17 protein-coding genes are annotated in these 17,504 nt (G+C 62.9%); 10 read left to right on the forward strand and 7 right to left on the reverse strand.

Annotated elements, in window-relative coordinates:
* Positions 1–120: 120 nt before the first annotated feature.
* On the forward strand, positions 121–1,128 hold the full coding sequence (locus PW789_RS09690; protein WP_299375067.1) for a carboxypeptidase-like regulatory domain-containing protein: 1,008 nt from the start codon (positions 121–123) through the stop codon (positions 1,126–1,128).
* Positions 1,129–1,224: 96 nt separating this feature from the next.
* Here the strand turns inward: PW789_RS09690 and PW789_RS09695 are convergent, their stop codons facing one another.
* The 4 genes from PW789_RS09695 to PW789_RS09710 all read right to left on the reverse strand — a co-directional run bounded on the left by PW789_RS09695 (position 1,225) and on the right by PW789_RS09710 (position 4,909).
* Positions 1,225–2,205 carry a zinc-binding alcohol dehydrogenase family protein gene (locus tag PW789_RS09695; RefSeq protein ID WP_299375069.1) on the reverse strand — a complete coding sequence of 327 codons (981 nt, stop codon included), beginning with the start codon at positions 2,203–2,205 and terminating at the stop codon, positions 1,225–1,227.
* A gap of 240 nt (positions 2,206–2,445) precedes the next feature.
* On the reverse strand, positions 2,446–3,318 hold the full coding sequence (bla, locus tag PW789_RS09700; RefSeq protein ID WP_299375071.1) for a class A beta-lactamase: 873 nt from the start codon (positions 3,316–3,318) through the stop codon (positions 2,446–2,448).
* A 108-nt stretch (positions 3,319–3,426) separates the two neighbouring features.
* Complete coding sequence (locus tag PW789_RS09705; protein WP_299375073.1) at positions 3,427–3,882, reverse strand: hypothetical protein; 456 nt, start codon at positions 3,880–3,882, stop codon at positions 3,427–3,429.
* Positions 3,883–3,955: 73 nt separating this feature from the next.
* Complete coding sequence (locus PW789_RS09710) at positions 3,956–4,909, reverse strand: glycerophosphodiester phosphodiesterase family protein (protein ID WP_299375076.1); 954 nt, start codon at positions 4,907–4,909, stop codon at positions 3,956–3,958.
* Between the two features lie 60 nt (positions 4,910–4,969).
* Here PW789_RS09710 and PW789_RS09715 point away from each other — a divergent pair, with 60 nt between their 5' ends.
* The 4 genes from PW789_RS09715 (at position 4,970) to PW789_RS09730 (ending at position 10,050) form a co-directional block, all read left to right on the forward strand.
* Positions 4,970–6,103, forward strand: a complete 1,134-nt coding sequence (locus tag PW789_RS09715; RefSeq protein ID WP_299375079.1) for a glycoside hydrolase family 76 protein — start codon at positions 4,970–4,972, stop codon at positions 6,101–6,103.
* Between the two features lie 86 nt (positions 6,104–6,189).
* Positions 6,190–7,122 (forward strand): hypothetical protein, encoded by a 933-nt coding sequence (locus tag PW789_RS09720; protein ID WP_299375082.1) that lies wholly within the window; start codon positions 6,190–6,192, stop codon positions 7,120–7,122.
* A gap of 199 nt (positions 7,123–7,321) precedes the next feature.
* On the forward strand, positions 7,322–7,651 hold the full coding sequence (locus tag PW789_RS09725) for a hypothetical protein (protein ID WP_299375085.1): 330 nt from the start codon (positions 7,322–7,324) through the stop codon (positions 7,649–7,651).
* A gap of 128 nt (positions 7,652–7,779) precedes the next feature.
* On the forward strand, positions 7,780–10,050 hold the full coding sequence (locus tag PW789_RS09730; RefSeq protein WP_299375088.1) for a TIM-barrel domain-containing protein: 2,271 nt from the start codon (positions 7,780–7,782) through the stop codon (positions 10,048–10,050).
* On the opposite strand, the gene PW789_RS09735 is transcribed toward PW789_RS09730, so the two are convergent.
* On the reverse strand, positions 10,051–10,479 hold the full coding sequence (locus tag PW789_RS09735; RefSeq protein WP_299375091.1) for a TM2 domain-containing protein: 429 nt from the start codon (positions 10,477–10,479) through the stop codon (positions 10,051–10,053).
* Between the two features lie 287 nt (positions 10,480–10,766).
* On the opposite strand from PW789_RS09735, the gene PW789_RS09740 reads away from it, so the two are divergent.
* The 3 genes from PW789_RS09740 to PW789_RS09750 all read left to right on the forward strand — a co-directional run bounded on the left by PW789_RS09740 (position 10,767) and on the right by PW789_RS09750 (position 14,181).
* Positions 10,767–10,976 carry a hypothetical protein gene (locus PW789_RS09740; RefSeq protein ID WP_299375094.1) on the forward strand — a complete coding sequence of 70 codons (210 nt, stop codon included), beginning with the start codon at positions 10,767–10,769 and terminating at the stop codon, positions 10,974–10,976.
* A gap of 167 nt (positions 10,977–11,143) precedes the next feature.
* On the forward strand, positions 11,144–11,938 hold the full coding sequence (locus PW789_RS09745) for a hypothetical protein (protein ID WP_299375097.1): 795 nt from the start codon (positions 11,144–11,146) through the stop codon (positions 11,936–11,938).
* Complete coding sequence (locus PW789_RS09750; RefSeq protein ID WP_299375099.1) at positions 11,932–14,181, forward strand: hypothetical protein; 2,250 nt, start codon at positions 11,932–11,934, stop codon at positions 14,179–14,181. The genes PW789_RS09745 and PW789_RS09750 overlap by 7 nt, the downstream gene beginning before the upstream one ends.
* Positions 14,182–14,351: 170 nt before the next feature.
* Here PW789_RS09750 and PW789_RS09755 read toward each other — a convergent pair whose 3' ends face one another.
* Positions 14,352–14,912: an SMP-30/gluconolactonase/LRE family protein gene (locus PW789_RS09755; protein WP_299375103.1), complete on the reverse strand. Its 561-nt coding sequence runs from the start codon at positions 14,910–14,912 to the stop codon at positions 14,352–14,354.
* Between the two features lie 10 nt (positions 14,913–14,922).
* Here PW789_RS09755 and PW789_RS09760 point away from each other — a divergent pair, with 10 nt between their 5' ends.
* On the forward strand, positions 14,923–15,360 hold the full coding sequence (locus tag PW789_RS09760; RefSeq protein ID WP_299375106.1) for a hypothetical protein: 438 nt from the start codon (positions 14,923–14,925) through the stop codon (positions 15,358–15,360).
* A gap of 74 nt (positions 15,361–15,434) precedes the next feature.
* Here PW789_RS09760 and PW789_RS09765 read toward each other — a convergent pair whose 3' ends face one another.
* Positions 15,435–16,328 (reverse strand): helix-turn-helix transcriptional regulator, encoded by an 894-nt coding sequence (locus PW789_RS09765; RefSeq protein ID WP_299375109.1) that lies wholly within the window; start codon positions 16,326–16,328, stop codon positions 15,435–15,437.
* 67 nt (positions 16,329–16,395) lie between these two features.
* Here PW789_RS09765 and PW789_RS09770 point away from each other — a divergent pair, with 67 nt between their 5' ends.
* Complete coding sequence (locus tag PW789_RS09770) at positions 16,396–17,457, forward strand: SDR family oxidoreductase (protein ID WP_299375112.1); 1,062 nt, start codon at positions 16,396–16,398, stop codon at positions 17,455–17,457.
* The last annotated feature ends 47 nt before the right edge of the window (positions 17,458–17,504 follow it).

Raw genomic sequence — 17,504 nt, forward strand, 5'->3', positions numbered from 1 at the left:
TACGGGCGAAGATCCGGCAAATGAGCGTCCAGCGCGGCAAATCCGAATTATTTCGCATCGTTTCTGCCCCCAAACCGTCCAATTAGCGAGACTATTTTTTTGAAATTTTTGAATGACGCGATGAAGCAAACTTTTGCCTCCCTGTTTTTATGTCTGTTTGCCCCCTCCCTTTTTGGGCAGCAGCCTGTCGTATCCGGTCCCGTGCCGCAGAGCGCGACGATCATCGGTGTCATCACGGACACCGACGGCAGCATCATTCCTGACGCTACGCTGAGCGCGGACGGTTCCTCACCGCAGGATCATCAGACAGCAACCAGCACGGGCGACGGATCGTTCGTGCTCGAGCATCTTTCCCCCGCTGTGCCGTACCACGTGCACGTGCAGGCGAAGGGTTTTCTTGACTGGACCTCGCAGACCGTAACCCTGACGCCAGGTCAGCAGATGGACCTTGCCGAGGTGAAGCTCGCGGTCGGTATCGTCGAGACCACGGTCTCCGCGGTCTCTCCGGAGCAGCTTGCGGTGCAGCAGGTGAAGAGCGCGGAGAAGCAGCGCGTCCTTGGCATCGTGCCGAACTTCTACGTGGTCTACGATCAGCGCTATGCTCCGCTCTCGACCAAGCTGAAGTATCAGCTGGCGCTGCGCGCTTCGACCGACGTGGCGAGCATCGCGGCGGCGGGACTGCTTGCGGGCATCAACCAGGCCTCGGGCGGAGCGCCGACCTATGTGCAGGGTGCAAAGGGATACGGGCAGCGCTTCGGTGCGGCTTATGCAGGCGGCGCGACGACAATCTTTATCGGTGGAGCGATTCTTCCTTCGCTGCTGCACCAGGACCCGCGCTACTTCTACCAGGGCACGGGAACAAAGAAGTCCCGCATGTTGCATGCGATGGCAGCGCCGTTTGAGGCGAGGAGCGACAAGGACGGTCACTGGGAGTTCAACTACTCGAGCATCGGCGGCGATTTGATCTCGGGTGCGCTCTCGGAGATCTACTATCCGCCGCACGATCGCGGGCCGGGGCTTGTCTTCGGTGGTGCTGCGATCTCCACCGGCGGACGTATCGCGAATGCGCTGGCGCAGGAGTTTATCTTCCGCAAGTTCACCACGCACAGCAGCGCCCCGACTGACTAACGTCGAAGACGGCTACCCAAAGATTCTTATCGAGGCATAAAAAGGGACGGCATATGCCGTCCCTTTTTATTTGGCCCGTTTGCCTTGTTTGCGTGGTCAGGGAAGGATCACGCAGGGGCCTTCTGCCGTCTCGTGCTTGACGGCTGCGAGCGCTTCGTTGGCATGGTTGAGTGAAAACGTTCGCACCTGCGGACGGATGCCGATCTGATGCGCCAGTGCTAGAAAATCGCGCGCATCGTCGCGCGTCATGTTGGCGACGGAGCGAATCTGCCGCTCGCCCCAGAGCAGCGTGTCGTAGTCGAAGGCAGGCATCTGGTCGAGGTGGATGGCATTGATGGCGACGACACCGCCCTTGCGCAGACTGGAGAGCGCAGCTACGACGACGGCTCCTGCGGGCGCGAAGGTAATGGCGCGGTCGAGCGCGGCGGGAGGCTTTGCGCTCTCCTCGCCCACCCAGGTTGCGCCCAGCTGTGTGGCCTGCGCGCGGTGGCTCTCTCCGCGTGTGGCGACGTAGACCTCGCAGCCCCAGTGCTTCAACACCTCGATGGCGAGCGATGCCGATGCGCCGAAACCGAAGAGGCCGACGCGCTCGCCCGGCTGCACGCCTGCGACGCGCAGGCTGCGAAAGCCGATGATGCCGGCGCAGAGCAGCGGTGCGAGGAGCTGCGGTTCGATGTCGCCGGGAAGTGGATAGGCGAAGTCGGAGCGGACGAGGGCGTACTCGGCGTAGCCACCGTCGACGGAATAGCCGGTAAAGGTGAGTGTGTCGCAGAGGTTCTCTTCACCGCGCCTGCAGAAAGGGCAGGTGCCGTCGGTGCCGCCGATCCAGGAGACCCCCGCGCGAGAGCCGAGGGGAAGCGCATCGGTTGCGCCGTCGACGACCTCGCCGACGATCTGGTGGCCGGGAATGAGAGGGTCGCGCAGCGTGGGCAGGTCGCGCTCGAAGATGTGGAGGTCGGTGCGGCAGACGCCGCAGGCGAGCACGCGCAGCAGTGTGTGGCCGGGTTTCACTTCGGGGCGCAGTACGTCTTCGATGGAGAGCTTGTCGGCAGAGGCACGAAGGATGGCGGCTTTCATTGCAATGCTCCTTGCCTTCGATGGTAGCGGCTGGATGATGGGATGGCCGCCATGTCTCAAGGCGAGACGCGGGGTGTTGGCATGGGTGGCTGGGTGCGGAAAGCAGATTCCTCCGCTACGCTGCCGGATGACAATGCAAAAGCCAATGGAAATGCAGGATTTCATGGCGATGCAAAAAGGCAACGCGATGCAAGAACAAAGGGGATACAGGGAGCCAGATCAGAGTAGAAGCGGTTTTGTCTACTTCATGCTGGCAAAGAGAGAGCGCGCTACGTCGGCGTGGATCGCGTTTTTCTCATCCGTCGTCAGCGTTGTTTCTGTGAGGTAGGACGCAATCAGGATCGGTTTGCCGGTGGGCGGATACAGCACGCCGATGTCGTTGTTCGAACCATGGCCGCCAGCGCCGGTTTTGTCGGCGACCTTCCAGTCTGTGGGCAGGCCCGCGACGAACTTGGCTTTGCCGGTCGTGTTGGCGAGCATCCAGTCGGTGAGCTGCTGGCGTGATGCGGGCTTGAGCACGTCGCCGAAGAGGATCCTTTGCAGGTTGCCGACCATCGCGTTGGGTGTTGTGGTGTCGCGTGGATCGCCGGGCGTGCCCTCGTTGAGGGTGGTCTCCGTGCGGTCGAGCCGCGTAAAGGTGTCGCCGATGGAGCGAGCGAAGGCGGTGATGGCGGGTGGCCCGCCGAAGCTGGCCATCAGCAGGTTGGCAGCGGTGTTGTCACTAACGGTAATCGCAGCCTTGCACAGTTCGGCGACGGTGAGGCTGCCGCCGACGTGCTGCGCGGAGACAGGGGCGTACTCGAGCAGATCGCTCTGGTTGATTTGGATGGAGCGGTCGAGCGTCTCCTTGCCTGCGTCGACACGCTGGAGCACAACGGCGGCTTCGAGAAACTTGAAGGTGCTGCACATGGGGAAGCGTTCGTCGCCACGATGCGTCATGCGCTTTCCATCGGGGAAGAGGATGGTGACGCCGAGGCGTCCCTTGCTCTTCGTCTCGATCGCGTTGAGTGTGGTGGAGAGATCGGCAGGTGCGGCGAACAGGGTGCGGGGAGCTACGGCTGCTGCGGCGATGGTGGCGAGGGCATGACGGCGTGTGATGGTGGGCGTGCGCATAGAAGGTGAGGCGATTTTAGAAATCGCCTTTGTGGATGATCGAGGAATGTGATGGGGATTGCTGCAATGAACCTAACTGCATAACTGCGGCGGTCGTTGCGAGGGTCCTCACTCGGAGGTTGAGGGTGGCAGGATCATCTCTTCCTTCAGGTTGAAGTCCATGCTGGCGAGCAGCCACCGCTGCGATGAGCGATAGATGACGAACTTCGCGAAGAGAGGGCCGCGCTCGTAGTTGAAGGCAAGATAGATGACGCGGGTGCGCGGCGTGAGGATGCGCGATGCAACGAAGTCGTAGCCTTCGAGCGGGCCGTAAAAGCCTTGTACCTGGTGGAGGTAGGCGGCCTGATCGGCGGCATCCTTGCTTTCGGCGAGGGCGCTGAACTCGGTCCATGCCTTGATCGCTGCCTCGGGACCGACGGAGCGGTAGGCGTTGATGCCGGTGACGAGAAATGAAGGCACGGCATCGGGAGGGGGCTGGTGATGCTCCGGTGTCTGCGCGTGCAGGAACGTGGCGAGAAAAAGAACGAGGATGGGAAGAGAGAATCGGAGCCTGTGTGTCTGCATGCAACTGCCTTTCGCGGTCAAAGCCATTCCAGCTTCTCGCCGGGAGAGCCGGAATGGCAAGCGAAGGATTTTGCTAGCGATGCAGGGAAGGCTGCTGCGCGCGCAGCCAGTCGAGCAGGCCGGCGGGGTCGTCGGTGATGATGGCGTCGACGTGCGCGTCGGCCAGCTTCTGCCAGCCCGCGGCGTCGTTGATGGTGTAGGGCACGAGCAGGTAGCCCGCCTTATGTGCGGCCTCAACCTCGGCGGGTGTGACGAGGCTTTCGTCGGGCGAGAGGAAGTCACCCTTGCGCAGGCCCGCGCTTTCGGCCATGTGCAGGAAGCCCTTGTCGGTATCGGTGATGCCCATAAAGTGGTCGTACTTCGGCTCGCCGAAGAGTGCGGAGAGACGGATCTCGGGGTCGATGGCCTTCATGGCGTGCAGGGTGCGGAAGTCGAAGCTTTGCAGGATGACGCGCGACTGGAGGTGATGCTTGCGGACGGCCTCATCGATCATCTGCGCGAAGACCTCGGGCGAGGGTGTGTTCTCGGGATGGCTGGGCAGAATCTTGGTCTCGACGTTGAAGTCGAAGGCGCCGAGCGGTGCGAGGTCGAGCACCTCATCGAAGGTGGGAATGGTGGTGTGCGGTACGGCGACCTGCTTGGGAAACGCCGTGAGCGTGTGCGCGCCGCAGTCGTACTGGCGCAGCTGCGCGAGGGTGAGCTGGTGGATGGTGGTGCCTGGGGGCAGCGCGGGGCCGTCGCAGTGACGCTCGCCGGAGAGCGCGGCGCTAATACGAGGATCGTCAAAATGCGGCTGCGTCAGGTAAGGCGAGTGCGAGACGACGAGGACGTTGTCCTTGGTGACGGCGATATCAAGCTCGAGCGCGTCGACCTTCAGACCAGCGGCGTACCGGAAGGCGGGAAGGGTGTTCTCCGGACGGGCGGCGCGGCCTCCGCGATGCGCGTGGACGGCGATGGTCTGGGCCTGGGCGGCGAGGGCGGCAGGAAGGGAGAAGGCCAGCAGAAAACCGGCGATTTTTTTGCGCATGTCGTTGATTCTGGGGACGGGCTATTACAAAGAGATGAAGTTTATTGGTAGAACGGAGGGATGATTCGTCGTCTCCTCCCCTTCGTTCTTTGTCTTGTTGTCGCCACGGAATGCTTTGCGCAGGCCACACCTGCTGCGCAGACCTCTCCCAAAGAAGCGCGGCATCGCGCACAGCTGGGCGTGCAGGCGTTGCAGCAGTGGTATGTGCCGAAGATGGGCCTCTATCGCACGACGGGCTGGTGGAACTCTGCCAACGCCATCACGACGGTAACGGACTACATGCGCGTCACGGGAAAGACGAAGTACAAGGGTGTGCTGAAGAACACGTTCAAGCAGGCGCAGAAGACGGTTCCGGTGGAGCAGCGTCTCGACGCGAAGAAGGAGCTGACCGGCTTCCCCGGCTTTCTGAACAAGTATTACGACGACGAAGGCTGGTGGGCGCTGGCGTGGATCGACGCCTGGGACCTGACGCATGATGGCCGCTACCTGACGATGTCGCGGTCGATCTTCGACGACATGGCGGCGGCGTGGGACCAGACCTGCGGCGGCGGCATCTGGTGGAGTCGCGACAGGAAGTACAAGAACGCGATCGCGAATGAGTTGTTTCTCTCGGTGGCAGCGCACCTGGCCAACCGCGTGCCCGAGGCCGATCGCGGCAACTACGCCAACTGGGCCACGAAGGAGTGGCAGTGGTTCAAGGGAAGCGGCATGATCAACGACGATCACCTGATCAACGACGGCCTGAAGATCGACGAGGTGAAGGGCATCTGCAGCAACAACCAGCAGACGGTTTGGAGCTACAACCAGGGTGTGGTGCTGGGCGGCCTGGCGGAGCTGTCGAAGCAGACGGGAAATCCAGGCGCTCTGGATGCGGCGAAGAGTATCGCTGACGCCGCGCTGACGCATCTTGCCGACAAGGATGGCGTGCTGCACGATCCCTGCGAGCCCAACTGTGGGGGCGACGGCATCCAGTTCAAGGGCATCTTCGTGCGTAACCTCAGCGCGCTGAACGCGGTGGCTCCGGACTCGCAGTATGCCAAGGCCTTTACCGTCAACGCGGAGGCGATCTGGCAGAAGAATCGGACGCCGCAGAATACCTTCGGTACGGTGTGGTCGGGGCCGGTGACGACGCCGGATGCGGGGACGCAGAGTTCGGCGCTGGATGTGCTGGTGGCGACGACGCCAGCGCGTTGAAGGGGGCGCAAAAACGGCGAAAATCGAGCCGGTAGCGGTAAAATAGATTGGTTTACGGAAAATTCTGATTCAGGACGACAGAGGCGATGAGCACAGTGACGCAGACGGTATTGGCAGGACAGGTAGAAGCAGCGGCAAAGGCCGCAGGATTGGTCGTGGTTTCGGTCGCAGAGGGGAAGGACTTCTCGGGCGGACCGACGGCTCGCTTCACCCTTGCACTGGCCTCCAACAACGCGAAGCAGCAGCTGCTGGAGCTGAGCGCGGCGTTTGATTTTTCGCAGGGTCCGCTGAAGGGCGTGGTCGAGACCTACCTGAAGGAGTCGGCGACGCGCCTGAAGAATCCGCGTCCGGACTGTTACCTGACGCTGCTGGGTCTGCCGCTGAGCTTCGCGAACTTTGCGTGGCCGTTCCACACCTCCACCTCGGGCGCCGATACGCACATCGTGCATGGCGAGACCAAGCTGGAGGACGGTAACGAAAGCGTGCTGCACGCCAAGGTTGCGGCCTCGATGACCCTGACGTTCGCCGAAGTTGTTCCTGCCCTCGAGCAGCCCTTCGCCGAGAGCTTCATCTACAACGCCGTGCGCAAGACGATGGACCAGGGCCAGATCGAAATGGTGAAGAGCGGCAATCGCCAGCCCGTCCCGGTCACCACGCGCTACTACTCCTCCAAGCAGAAGAAGTTCATCTTCAACGACACCACCGAGGCGCAGCGCATGGAGTTCCTGGCCTCGAAGATCTTCTGGCTTTCCGGCGTGCTGGGCGGCAGCGAGCCTGTCTGGCTGGCCGATCCGCGTGATGCGCAGTATCTGAACACGACGGTGGAAGACCTGCGCAAGACGGCCGAGGCGGTCGCGCACGAGGGCATCATCCGCCTGGCCGCCGATACCGAGTTCGCCACGCCGACCGAGGCGCTGATGAACCTGCGCGAGGGATATGTGCAGGAGCTGGAGGCGGGTCTCAAGTTCATTAAGCCCAGCTTTAACGAGGACATGCGCGCCGGTCACACCAATATGTAACCGTGGCTATTGCATCATTTGCGATGCAGAAGTGTAACCGTAAAGGAAGCATGAATCGCGTTCCACGCAAGTGGGGCGCGATTTTTTTGCAACCTTTTGCCTTCTCGGGCGTATCATATCTAGCGGCCGACGAAGATGCACCATGATGTGCTTCTTGGGATCCTGACGGAATAGGAATCCTGCCTCTGAAGGAACGACCATGAAATTTACTCGCCTTGCTACCCCGCTGATCGCAGCGGCTCTTATGACCAGCCCCGTCATTATGCTGGCCCAGAATGCACAGAACAACAAGCCCGCCACTCAGGACTGGAACGCAGCTCCTGCAGGTACCGAGCAGGCTTCGCAGAACCAGGCCTTCCGTGACGGCATCGAAGCCGCCAAGCTGGACAAGGCCGCCAAGCGTCCCATCGATGCAAAGGTGTCGCACCTGTACAAGAAGCCCCCGGTCAAGAAGGACCAGCAGGATGCTTACCGCTCGGACTTCGAGAAGGGTTATCAGGCTCAGCTTGCGCACGACACCTCCATGTAATCGCCTTGCGTAGCGAATCGCTGCGCGGCCGGCTGATTGCTGGTACAAAAGAATGAAAGAAGAGGTCCCTGCTATGGGGCCTTTTTCTTTGTCTTTTACCAGGGTGTGTTGGCGACAGGAGCGGTGGGATGACATACGGGGCAGGAGTTCGACTTGGGGCGCTGGCGGTGCTGGCGTTTTCATTGACGGCGGCGGCGCAGGATGTCGCGCCTGCGGCAGCGGCTCCCGTGGGACGCGCACCGGAGGCTCCGATTGCAGGCTTCGTGCGCAAGACCCCGGGCCTGCTGGCGCTTACGCTGCCGGGTGGTTCGGGTGCCACCGACACGCTGGAGCTGGGCGGCTTCGAGTTCGAGGGCGATGGCGTACCCACCGACAAGGTGCATCTGCGGCAGCTGGCGCCGGGCGTCTTCGAGATCACGAGCGTGGCGTACACGGTTGGCTACTGGCGATTTCATGTGCTCGACGGCTCGAACTACTACGGCCTTGGTGAGCACTTCGACCAGCTGAATCACTCGCACACCGTCGTTCGGAATGTCTCGACCGACAACGGGCATATCAAGGGTTCGACGACGTACAAGCCGATGCCGTTTTACATGAGCACGCGTGGCTATGGGCTGTGGGTGGATACCACGGCGGATGCGACCTTCGACATGAATGCGTCTTCGGAGAGCGACGTGATCGTCGATGTGCCGGCGGAGAAGCTGCGCATCGTGCTCTTTACCGGCCCGCAGTTTCCGGAGATTCTCGATCGCTTCACGTCGCAGTCCGGCCGTTCGATGCTGCCGCCGTACTGGGCGTTTGCGCCGTGGCTGGGGCGCGACTTTCACCGCAACGAGGCTGAGGTAAAGGCCGACGTGGACAAGGCGCGCGCGCTGGGGATTCCGGCGTCGGTCATCCTGATCGATTCGCCATGGACGACGGCCTATAACAGTTACAAATTCAACCCGAAGCAGTTCGGCGATGCACCGGCGATGGTGAAGTACATCCACGACAACGGCTACAAGCTGGTGCTGTGGCATACGTCGTGGATCAACAACAAGTCGAACCCGCCGGGCGAGGATGGTTTCGCGGGCAAGCTGGCGGAGAAGTCGGAGAACTACGACGAGGCGGCCGGCAACGGCTTCTTCGTGAAGGCGCTCGACGGCAGCCCGTACGTGGGCCGCTGGTGGAAGGGGCAGGGCTCGCTGATCGACTTCACCAACCCGCACGCGAAGCAGTGGTGGCAGGACCAGGTGCGGCAGGCGATCAAGGCCGGCGCGGACGGCTTCAAGGACGATGACGCCGAGGGCAGCTTCGTTAGCGGGCCGGTGAAGTTTGCCGACGGTACCGATCCGCGGCTCATGCGCAATCGCTATGCCGTGCTCTACAACAATGCGATGGAAGAGCTGATGCAAAAGGACCTGAAGGGCAACGGCGTGTTGTTCTGCCGCTCGGTGACGCAGGGCGCGAACGGCATCGGCATGCTGTGGGGCGGCGACAACGAGGCAACCTTCTCGCCGGAGAATGGCCTGCCTTCGGTAGTGACGGCGGGGCTAGGGGCGGGCATCAGCGGCATGCCGCTGTGGACGGCGGATATCGGCGGCTACCTGAAGACAGCCTCGACGCCGGATGCTGCGCTCTTTCAGCGGTGGACGGAGTATGCGGCGTTCACACCGACGATGGAGGTGCTGTCAGCCGCGAACGTGCTGCCCTGGGACTACGACAAGGGTGGCGACGACAGGGCGCTGGCGACGTTCAAAAAGTTTGCGGTGCTGCATATGAGCCTCTTTCCGTATCGCTATGCGGCGGCGCAGGAGGCGGCGAAGACGGGCATGCCGATCATGCGCGCTCTGGCACTGAACTATCAGAACGACGACCTGGCGCGGCAGCAGAAGGATGAGTACCTCTTCGGGCCGGACCTGCTGGTGGCCCCGGTGATCGCCGAGGGCACGCAGCGTGCTGTCTATCTGCCTGCGGGAGAGTGGGTGGACTACTGGACGGGAGTGCATGTGAGCGGAGGGCGCACGATCGTGGTGGATGCAGCAATCGACCAGATTCCGGTGTACGCGCGGGCTGGCGCGGTGATCCCGAAGATTCCCGAGGATGTGATGACGCTGGTGCCTGAATCGGAGAGCGGCAACAAGGCAGTGAAGTCGCTGGACGATCGCCGCGTGTACGAGGTGATCGGCGATGCGGGGTCGGCGTCGATCAAGGACTTCGAAGGTCGCAGCATTGAGCGCAGCGGATCGTCGTTGAAGATTACAGGCGAGAAGGCAGCGCAGGTGACGGTGCGGTTTCGCAACCTGCATCCGAAGAGCGTGACGGTGAATGGCGCGGCGGCGAAGCTGGGTACGGGTGCGGACGGCCAGCCATTCGTCTCCTTCGAATACGCGAAGGAGACGAACGTCAGCTGGCAGTAGTCAGGCGTGCGTGACGATCGTTGCGCCGCAGTGAGGGCAGAAGCTGGCTGCGTAGTCGCATGCGCCTCCACAGGCGGGGCAGGACACGCTCTGCGGTGAGGGGTCGGCATAGGCTGCCGGGGATGTGGCGAAAATCTGCGTGGCAATGTAGCTGGCCTGCACGGCGTTGTACTCGCGTACGCGTCCCGGCATGAGGAAAGCCTCAATGAAGCCGAGGATGGCAGGGATGCCGGTCCAGCTGAACAGAATGTAGAGCACGCCGAGGCCATTGCGGCGCAGGTAGAAATGATGGATGCCGAAGCAGCCGAGAAAGAGTGCGAGCAGAACGCCGACGACCTCATCGCGGCTGGCATGGTTGAACTCGGCGTAGAACCAGGCGCGCTGCTGCGGGGTCATGGATGCGGTGTAGATGGGATCGAGGAACGGCATGGCGTTGGTGAACTCCCGAGCGAAAAATATTTTGACTCGCTCCCTGTTTCCATACGGAATGCGGACCAGAATTGTTCCATTTCGCTCAACCACTGTCGCTGCTTGGGCTTAGCCGATTTGAAGTCGATCTGCGACGATTTAAGTCGTGTTTCTGTAACGGATTAGGACGCTTTCAGTCGCAATTTACAAGGGTTTTCGCGTGTCCTAGAGTCGTGGTTGTAGGGCATCGGACGCGAGGCAACGCAAGCGGATCCCGATGGCTCTCAGAGAGTGTTCAGGAGGTTCTTATGCAGACGATTCAGACAGGACAGTGCGGACTTTGTACACACTTCGGTGAGAGCCACCACAGCGACAAGGCTCTCGTGAGCATCATCACCACCAAGCAGGCTGAGCTGAGCCTGCTCGACGAGTGCGGTCACCCGAAGCACTCTTCGCTGCACCTGAAGGTCAGCCCGATCTCCGGTTGCGACGGCTTCACCGCAGCAGCATCGGCGTAAATCTTCCCGCTTCACCGACAATTTCTTACGTTTGCGGAAACCCCGGTCTTTTACCGGGGTTTTTTGCATTTATGGGCGCATGGAGATGCGAACGATGCGGTGTGCGTGTTGCCGGATGGGGTGCGGCAGCTTGATTTTCCCTGTCCAGCTCAAGCATCGTTGGAACCATGCTGAGGTTGACACGAGGAGGGCTGGGTGCGGTCGCGGTGTTGGCGGCCCTCGGCGCTCTTAAGGGAGACTGGCGCAGCCCTTCGGCTCATGCGAACACGCGCATGGCGCATCTGCCGCGCATCACGGTGTGGGCCTGGGAACGTCGCGAAGACATGCGCGCGCTGGACCCGGCGACGACGGCATTGGCTTATCTGGATCGCACCATCGTCATTGATGGACGCGGCCCTGCGGTGGTGCCCCGCCGCGAACCGATGCTGCTTCCGGCATCATCGGCGCTGGTGCGAATTCCCGTGGTGAGGATTGAGACCGGGGCGGGCGCGGTGCTGGACGATGCGGCCGCAGATCGTACGGCGGAAGAGATTGTCGCGGCGATTCGACCGGCCGAGTCGGCTGCTTTGCAGATTGATTTTGACGCGAAACTCTCAGAGCGCACGTGGTATCGCGGTGTGCTGCAGCGTGTGCGTAAGGTGATGCCTGCGGCGATGCCGCTTTCCATAACGGCCCTGGGTTCGTGGTGCAGCTACGACAGTGCATGGCTGCGCAGTCTGCCGGTGGATGAGGCGGTGCCCATGCTGTTTCGCATGGAGCCGGACCGCAGGCGCTTCGCGCCCAATGGCAGGCGCGAGGTGGCAAACGACTTTATGATCCGCGAGCCGGTATGCATGGGCTCGGTCGGCATCTCAACGCGCGAGGCATGGCCGCGCAATCTCGCAGGACGAAGAGTGTACGTCTTCCCCGACGGCGGCTGGCAGCGCGATGGGCTGCAGGAGACAGTAAAGGAGCTATGGTGATTCAGAAAGTGACCCGGCAGCAAGGCAGGGGACGCAAAGGTGTGTGGGCGCTTGCAGGAGCGGCGGTGTTGGCGGCGGCGGTTCCGCTGATCGTGGTGTTGGCGTGCGGACCGGACTTCGAGCCGGAGGTCTTTGTGCCGATGCTGCACCCGGAGAATGCCAAGGCCTTTGCGATGGGAACGCTGGGCGTGCTGCAGCCTGGGTATGCGCGCAAGGACAAGGTGGTGGCGTACCGCTACCTGATCGGCGGCAGGCTCAGCGAGCCGGAGCGCGAGGCGTACCTTGCGCCGGAGCAGCCTGATTACGCGGCAGCGGACTTCCAGGCGATCGAGGCGGAAAAGCCGGTGAACCAGTGGCGCGCGGCGCGGGCCGAGGCGCTGAAGGTGGACGTGAAGTCGACGCCGGAGATTCAGCAGGAGAAGATCTACGAGGTGAAGCGCGACAACTTCAGCTCGAACGAAAGCTTTTTGAACTGCCCGAACGATGCGTTTGTGGCTGCTTCGGCTGCGCTGCGCTCGCGGGCGAAGGTGTGGGGTGCGGGCAGCGCGGATATCGTGGACTGGTTGAAGGGGCAGGATGCGGTCTTTTCGAACTGCTCGAAGACAGGCACGATGCCGGAGCCGGTCCATGCGGGCGCGAGCACGCTGTTGAAGCTGGATCGCGAGTATCAGACTGCAGCGGCGAAGTTTTATGCAGGCGACTATGATGGCGCGGCAGCGGGGTTTGAAACGATCGGCAGGAGCGTCTCGTCGCCGTGGCAGCCGTGGGGCGAGTACCTGGCGGCGCGTGCCGAGGTGCGCAAGGCGGCAACTACGGCTGCGCCTGCGAAGAACTGGGGCGATCAGGCGACCTTCGATAATGCTCTGCTCGAAAAGGCGCGGGAGCGGCTGAAGACGATAGCGGCTGTGGGACAGGATCGCGTGGCGCAGGCCGCCTCGGCGGAGCTGCAGTTTATCGCGGTGCGGCTGGAGCCGAAGAAGCGGCTGGACGATGCGGCGCAGGCGCTGGCAGGGCCGAAGCCCGATGAGGATTTCGCGCAGGACATGGCCGACATGCTCTTTCTTACCGGCCACAACGTGACCGGCGATGCGGACCTGCTGCGCTGGATGGGACACGGTGGCGATGTGGATGCCGCCGCGATGTGGCGCGAGCGCAAGACGCAGCCGTGGCTGGTGACGGCGTTGATGCAGGCCAAGCCGGGCGATGCAGATGCGAGTGAGATGGAGGCTGCGGCGGCGAAGGTTCCGCCGGGCGTCTCCGATTACGTGACGCTGAGCTATGCACGGGCACGGCTGATGATTGAGCGTGGCGACCTGACAGAAGCGCGCAAGCTGACGAGCACCGTGATCGACGGCATCAATCGCGACACCGTGCCGGAGGGGAAGGTTGCGGCGAAGAACGCCCTGCTGGGCGAGCGCATTCGCACCGCGACCAGCTATGGCGAGTTCCTTGCCGACGCGCCACGCACGACGCTCGAGACCGGGTCGCAGGCGGCATCGAACCTCGGCGATGAGAAGAAGATTCCTCGGGCGCAGTTCGATTGGGATGCGGCCTCGACGTTCAACCGCTCGCTGCCGCTGTCGAAGTGGTTGGAGGCGGCGAAGGGGAAGGAGCTTCCTGAACACCTGCGCCAGGCGCTGGCGATGGCAGCGTGGATTCGCGCCGTGGGGTTGAGCGACGATACGGTGGCGAAGGCGGCGGCGCCTCTGCTGCCTCAGTCGCTGCGCACGGCAGGCACGGAGACGGGCTTTGCCGCGACGATGGTGCTGTTGCGTAATCCGGGCGTGAGGCCGTATCTCGAACAGGGAGTGCAGCGCTCGGCAAGCTACCGCGAGTTGGACAGCTTCCGTGATAACTGGTGGTGCTCGAAGTGGGCCGACGGACCGGCTTCTCTATCGCCGGAGACGGGCAAGCCGATGGAGACGACGATCCCGGTGAGCTTTCTCTCGCCTGCGGAGAAGGCAGCGGTGGACTACGAGAACAAGCGCCTCAACGCTCTGCCGAACGGTGTGATGTGGGTGGGGCGACGTGCCATCGACTATGTAAAGGCGCATCCCGATGACAAGGAAGCAGCCGAGGCGCTGGCGCTGACGGTGCGGGCCACGCGCTATGGCTGCTACGTGGGCGGCGACGGGGACAAGGCCATGCTGGAGCAGAAGGCGGTGAGCAAGGAGGCCTTCACGCTGCTGCATCAGAAGTATCCCAGGTCGGCGTGGACCGCGAAGACGCCTTACTTCTACTAGCTGGCGAAGCCGGACGCGTGTTCATTTTGCGAACCGGCTTGCGGGTGAGAAGCGAAGTATTTCTGCTTTTGTGTTCTTTACTCCAGTGGGAGCGGGAGGCTATGTTCCTCGCACAGCCTTCGGTATATCTCCGGTGATCGCAGCTGACGGTGAATGTGTAACCGTATTTGCTACTTGTTTCTGAGGCCCGACACGCTGACGCGGATGCGGTACACGCTGGTGGATGCCGTGATGTAGAGCGTCTTGCCGTCGCCGCCGAACTCGCAGTTGCCGACGCGCTCGGGGACGTGGATGGTGGCGAGGTGCTTGCCTTCCGGCGAGATGATCCAGATGCCGCCGGGGCCGGCGCCATAGATGTTTCCCTTGACATCGACGCGCATGCCGTCGGGGCCACCGACACCGGTTGCGCCCTTGCTGGAGAGCAGAACGGTTCCGGGTCCGACGGTGCCGTTGGGGTTGCGCGGGTAGCGCATCCAGACGGGATTGGCGGGATCGGAGACGGCGACGTAGAGGATCTTCTGGTCGGGCGAGAGCGCGATGCCGTTGGGGCGTGTGAGATCGCGGATGACCAGCACGGGCTCAACCGGTGCTGAGCCCCTGGCCCTGGCGGCGGGGTTGCGGATGAGGAAGACGCCGTTGAAGGGAAGCTCCTTCTTGGGGTCGGTGTCGGACTGGGTGGCGAGGCCGTAGGGCGGGTCGGTGAAGTAGAGCGAGCCGTCGCTGGCGTACACAAGATCGTTGGTGGCTGTTGAAGCGCTTGCCCTGGTAGTGGTCGGCGAGGACGGTGAGCGAGGAGCTGCCGCTGAGGGTGTCGAAGCGGAAGACGTTACGCAGAGCGTGACCGGCCGTGGTGAGGCGGCCGGAGGAGTCGAAGGCGTTGCCGTTGGTGCCGGGCTCCTTGCCGTGGAAGCTGCTGGCGTCGGTGAGGCCGGAGGGCTTCTTGAAGACCGTGACCTTACCGGCTGGCGTGATGGTGAGCAGCTCGTTGAGATCGGTGTCGGTGACGAAGAGGCGGCCATCGTGCGACCAGGCCGGGCCTTCGAGCCACTTGCAGCAGGTGACGAGCTTCTCAAGCTTCGCGTCGGCGGGGATCAGAGCGGAGGCTGCGGGCGAGAGGCGTTCAACGGCGGCGCTGTCCTGCGCGTGAAGCGGCAGTGCGGCAAGGGTGGCGGCGAGTAGCAGAAGCGCGGTACGGGACAAAGAGTCGGTCCTCCGTTGGGGAGCTTCAGGGAGGGCGACCCCTGATTGCGGGATTATAGTGTGGCCGTGGGTTCGCCTGCGTTGTGCTGCCCTGCGTTGTGCTGTGTGGAGGGGATGTAGGTGACGACGCGGAGACGCGAGGGGCGGGAGAGCTCCATGTCGAAGGTGTTGTAGATGCGATGGCCGTCGGGAAGGCGAAGCTCTTTGCGCCAGCTGAGCGGCCAGGCGACGTTGTGCTGGGTCCACCACTCGCGGAAGGTAGCGCTGCGGCGGCGGAGATCGGCGACCATGGCGATCCAGGAGGGGTCGTCGATGAGCGCGACGGAGTCGGTGCGGAAGTGGGCGAGGGAGCATCGTGCGACCTCCTCCCAGTTGACGAAGAGGTTCTGAAGATGGGGCGAGGTGAAGACGAGGCGGAGGTAATTGCGTTCGCCGGGTGACATGGCTGCAAGGTCGCCGAAGGCCGTGGAGGCGGCGTTGTTCCAGGCGACGAAGTCCCAGCGGGGATTGAGTGCGTAAGCAGGGTTGGGGTTCATGCCGTCGAGCATGGCCTGGAGCGGCGTCATGATGTGGTCATCGGCCGGGACGGCAGGGGACGGAACGGGCTGGCCGGCGAGCTGGAAGAGGTGGGCACGCTCCTGTTCGGCGAGGTGGAGGGCGCGGCTGATGCTGTCGAGAGTCGCGACGGAGATGTTGAGGTCGCGTGCCTGCTCGATCCAGGTGTACCAGGCGGTGCTGATTCCGGCGGCCTCGGCGACCTCTTCGCGGCGGAGACCACGGACGCGGCGACGTGTAGTTCGGGGCAGGCCTATCTCCTCGGGGGAGAGGCTGGCGCGGCGGTTGCGCAGGAAGCCTGCGAGCTCGCGGCGGCGGGAATCGCCGTGGAAGGATATGTCGGACGCGAGAGTGGGAGTGCCAGTCCCAGGATAGCTAATGACTTGTTCCATGATGAAAGACGCCCCAGAGTAGTAGATGCCACGGGGGAGCGATAGGCTTCGCCGAAGGGAGGGCATCATGAAGACAGCGTTGATTGTTGGGGTTTCGGGTATTGTGGGCGGCAACCTGGCCGACCTGCTGGTAGCGCAGAAGGACTGGAAGGTCTACGGGATGGCGCGGCGGCCGGGTGCGCGCGAAGGAGTGACGCCAATCGCCGTGGACTTGCAGGATGCTGCGGCGGTCGAGGCGGCGCTGAAGGATGTGAAGCCGACGCATATCTTTCTGGCGACGTGGCTGCGGCAGCCGACTGAGGCGGAGAATATTCGCGTGAATGCGGGCATGGTGCGGAATGTGCTCGATGCGGTGTCGAAGGCGAAGACGGTGCAGCATGTGGCGCTGGTAACGGGGCTGAAGCACTACCTGGGGCCGTTCGAGGCCTATGGCAAGGGCATTCTTCCGGCGACGCCGTTTCGCGAGGAGCAGCCGCGGCTCGATGTGGAGAACTTCTACTACGCGCAGGAGGATGAGGTGTTTGCCGCGGCGGAGCGGGAGGGGTTTGGCTGGAGCGTGCATCGTCCGCACACCATCGTCGGCTACGCCGTGGGCAATGCGATGAACATGGGCACGACGCTGGCGGTCTACGCGAGCATCGCGCAGGAGCTGGGCAGGCCGATGGTGTTTCCGGGCTCGTCGGTGCAGTGGAAGAGTTTGACCGACATGACGGACGCGCGGCTGCTGGCGAAGCATCTTCTGTGGGCCTCGACGACTCCTGCGGCGCGCAACGAGGCGTTCAATGTGGTGAATGGCGATGTCTTTCGCTGGAGCTGGATGTGGAAGCGGCTCGCGGACTGGTTTGGCGTGCAGGCCGCGGAGCTGGAGGGCGAGGGCGTTCCGCTGGAACAGCAGCTGGCCGACGCCGCGCCGGTGTGGAAGCAGATTGCAGACAAACATGGGCTGGCGGAGAGCGACATTCATCGGTTGGTCTCGGCGTGGCACACGGACGCCGATCTGGGGCGGCCGGTCGAGGTGGTGACGGATATGTCGAAGAGCCGCAGGCTGGGATTTGCAGACTACCAGTCGACGGATGAGAGTTTCTTCGCGCTGTTTGAACGGCTGCGCGCGGACCGGCTTATTCCGTAAGGCTGGTTGATTCCATAAGGACGGCTTTAATGGAGAGCGCCGCGCCC

Source organism: Edaphobacter sp. (assembly GCF_028283685.1).
Taxonomy (GTDB): domain Bacteria; phylum Acidobacteriota; class Terriglobia; order Terriglobales; family Acidobacteriaceae; genus Edaphobacter.

What these genes read in the sequence shown, in the direction of transcription:
- PW789_RS09720 (WP_299375082.1), top strand. Translation starts at nt 6,190, where the DNA reads ATGAGCACAGTGACGCAGACGGTATTGGCAGGACAGGTAGAAGCAGCG.
- PW789_RS09735 (WP_299375091.1), bottom strand. Translation starts at nt 10,479, where the DNA reads ATGCCGTTCCTCGATCCCATCTACACCGCATCCATGACCCCGCAGCAG.
- PW789_RS09710 (WP_299375076.1), bottom strand. Translation starts at nt 4,909, where the DNA reads ATGCGCAAAAAAATCGCCGGTTTTCTGCTGGCCTTCTCCCTTCCTGCC.
- PW789_RS09730 (WP_299375088.1), top strand. Translation starts at nt 7,780, where the DNA reads ATGACATACGGGGCAGGAGTTCGACTTGGGGCGCTGGCGGTGCTGGCG.
- PW789_RS09705 (WP_299375073.1), bottom strand. Translation starts at nt 3,882, where the DNA reads ATGCAGACACACAGGCTCCGATTCTCTCTTCCCATCCTCGTTCTTTTT.
- PW789_RS09750 (WP_299375099.1), top strand. Translation starts at nt 11,932, where the DNA reads ATGGTGATTCAGAAAGTGACCCGGCAGCAAGGCAGGGGACGCAAAGGT.
- PW789_RS09690 (WP_299375067.1), top strand. Translation starts at nt 121, where the DNA reads ATGAAGCAAACTTTTGCCTCCCTGTTTTTATGTCTGTTTGCCCCCTCC.
- PW789_RS09715 (WP_299375079.1), top strand. Translation starts at nt 4,970, where the DNA reads ATGATTCGTCGTCTCCTCCCCTTCGTTCTTTGTCTTGTTGTCGCCACG.
- PW789_RS09695 (WP_299375069.1), bottom strand. Translation starts at nt 2,205, where the DNA reads ATGAAAGCCGCCATCCTTCGTGCCTCTGCCGACAAGCTCTCCATCGAA.
- PW789_RS09725 (WP_299375085.1), top strand. Translation starts at nt 7,322, where the DNA reads ATGAAATTTACTCGCCTTGCTACCCCGCTGATCGCAGCGGCTCTTATG.
- PW789_RS09740 (WP_299375094.1), top strand. Translation starts at nt 10,767, where the DNA reads ATGCAGACGATTCAGACAGGACAGTGCGGACTTTGTACACACTTCGGT.
- PW789_RS09770 (WP_299375112.1), top strand. Translation starts at nt 16,396, where the DNA reads ATGAAGACAGCGTTGATTGTTGGGGTTTCGGGTATTGTGGGCGGCAAC.
- PW789_RS09745 (WP_299375097.1), top strand. Translation starts at nt 11,144, where the DNA reads ATGCTGAGGTTGACACGAGGAGGGCTGGGTGCGGTCGCGGTGTTGGCG.
- PW789_RS09765 (WP_299375109.1), bottom strand. Translation starts at nt 16,328, where the DNA reads ATGGAACAAGTCATTAGCTATCCTGGGACTGGCACTCCCACTCTCGCG.
- bla (WP_299375071.1), bottom strand. Translation starts at nt 3,318, where the DNA reads ATGCGCACGCCCACCATCACACGCCGTCATGCCCTCGCCACCATCGCC.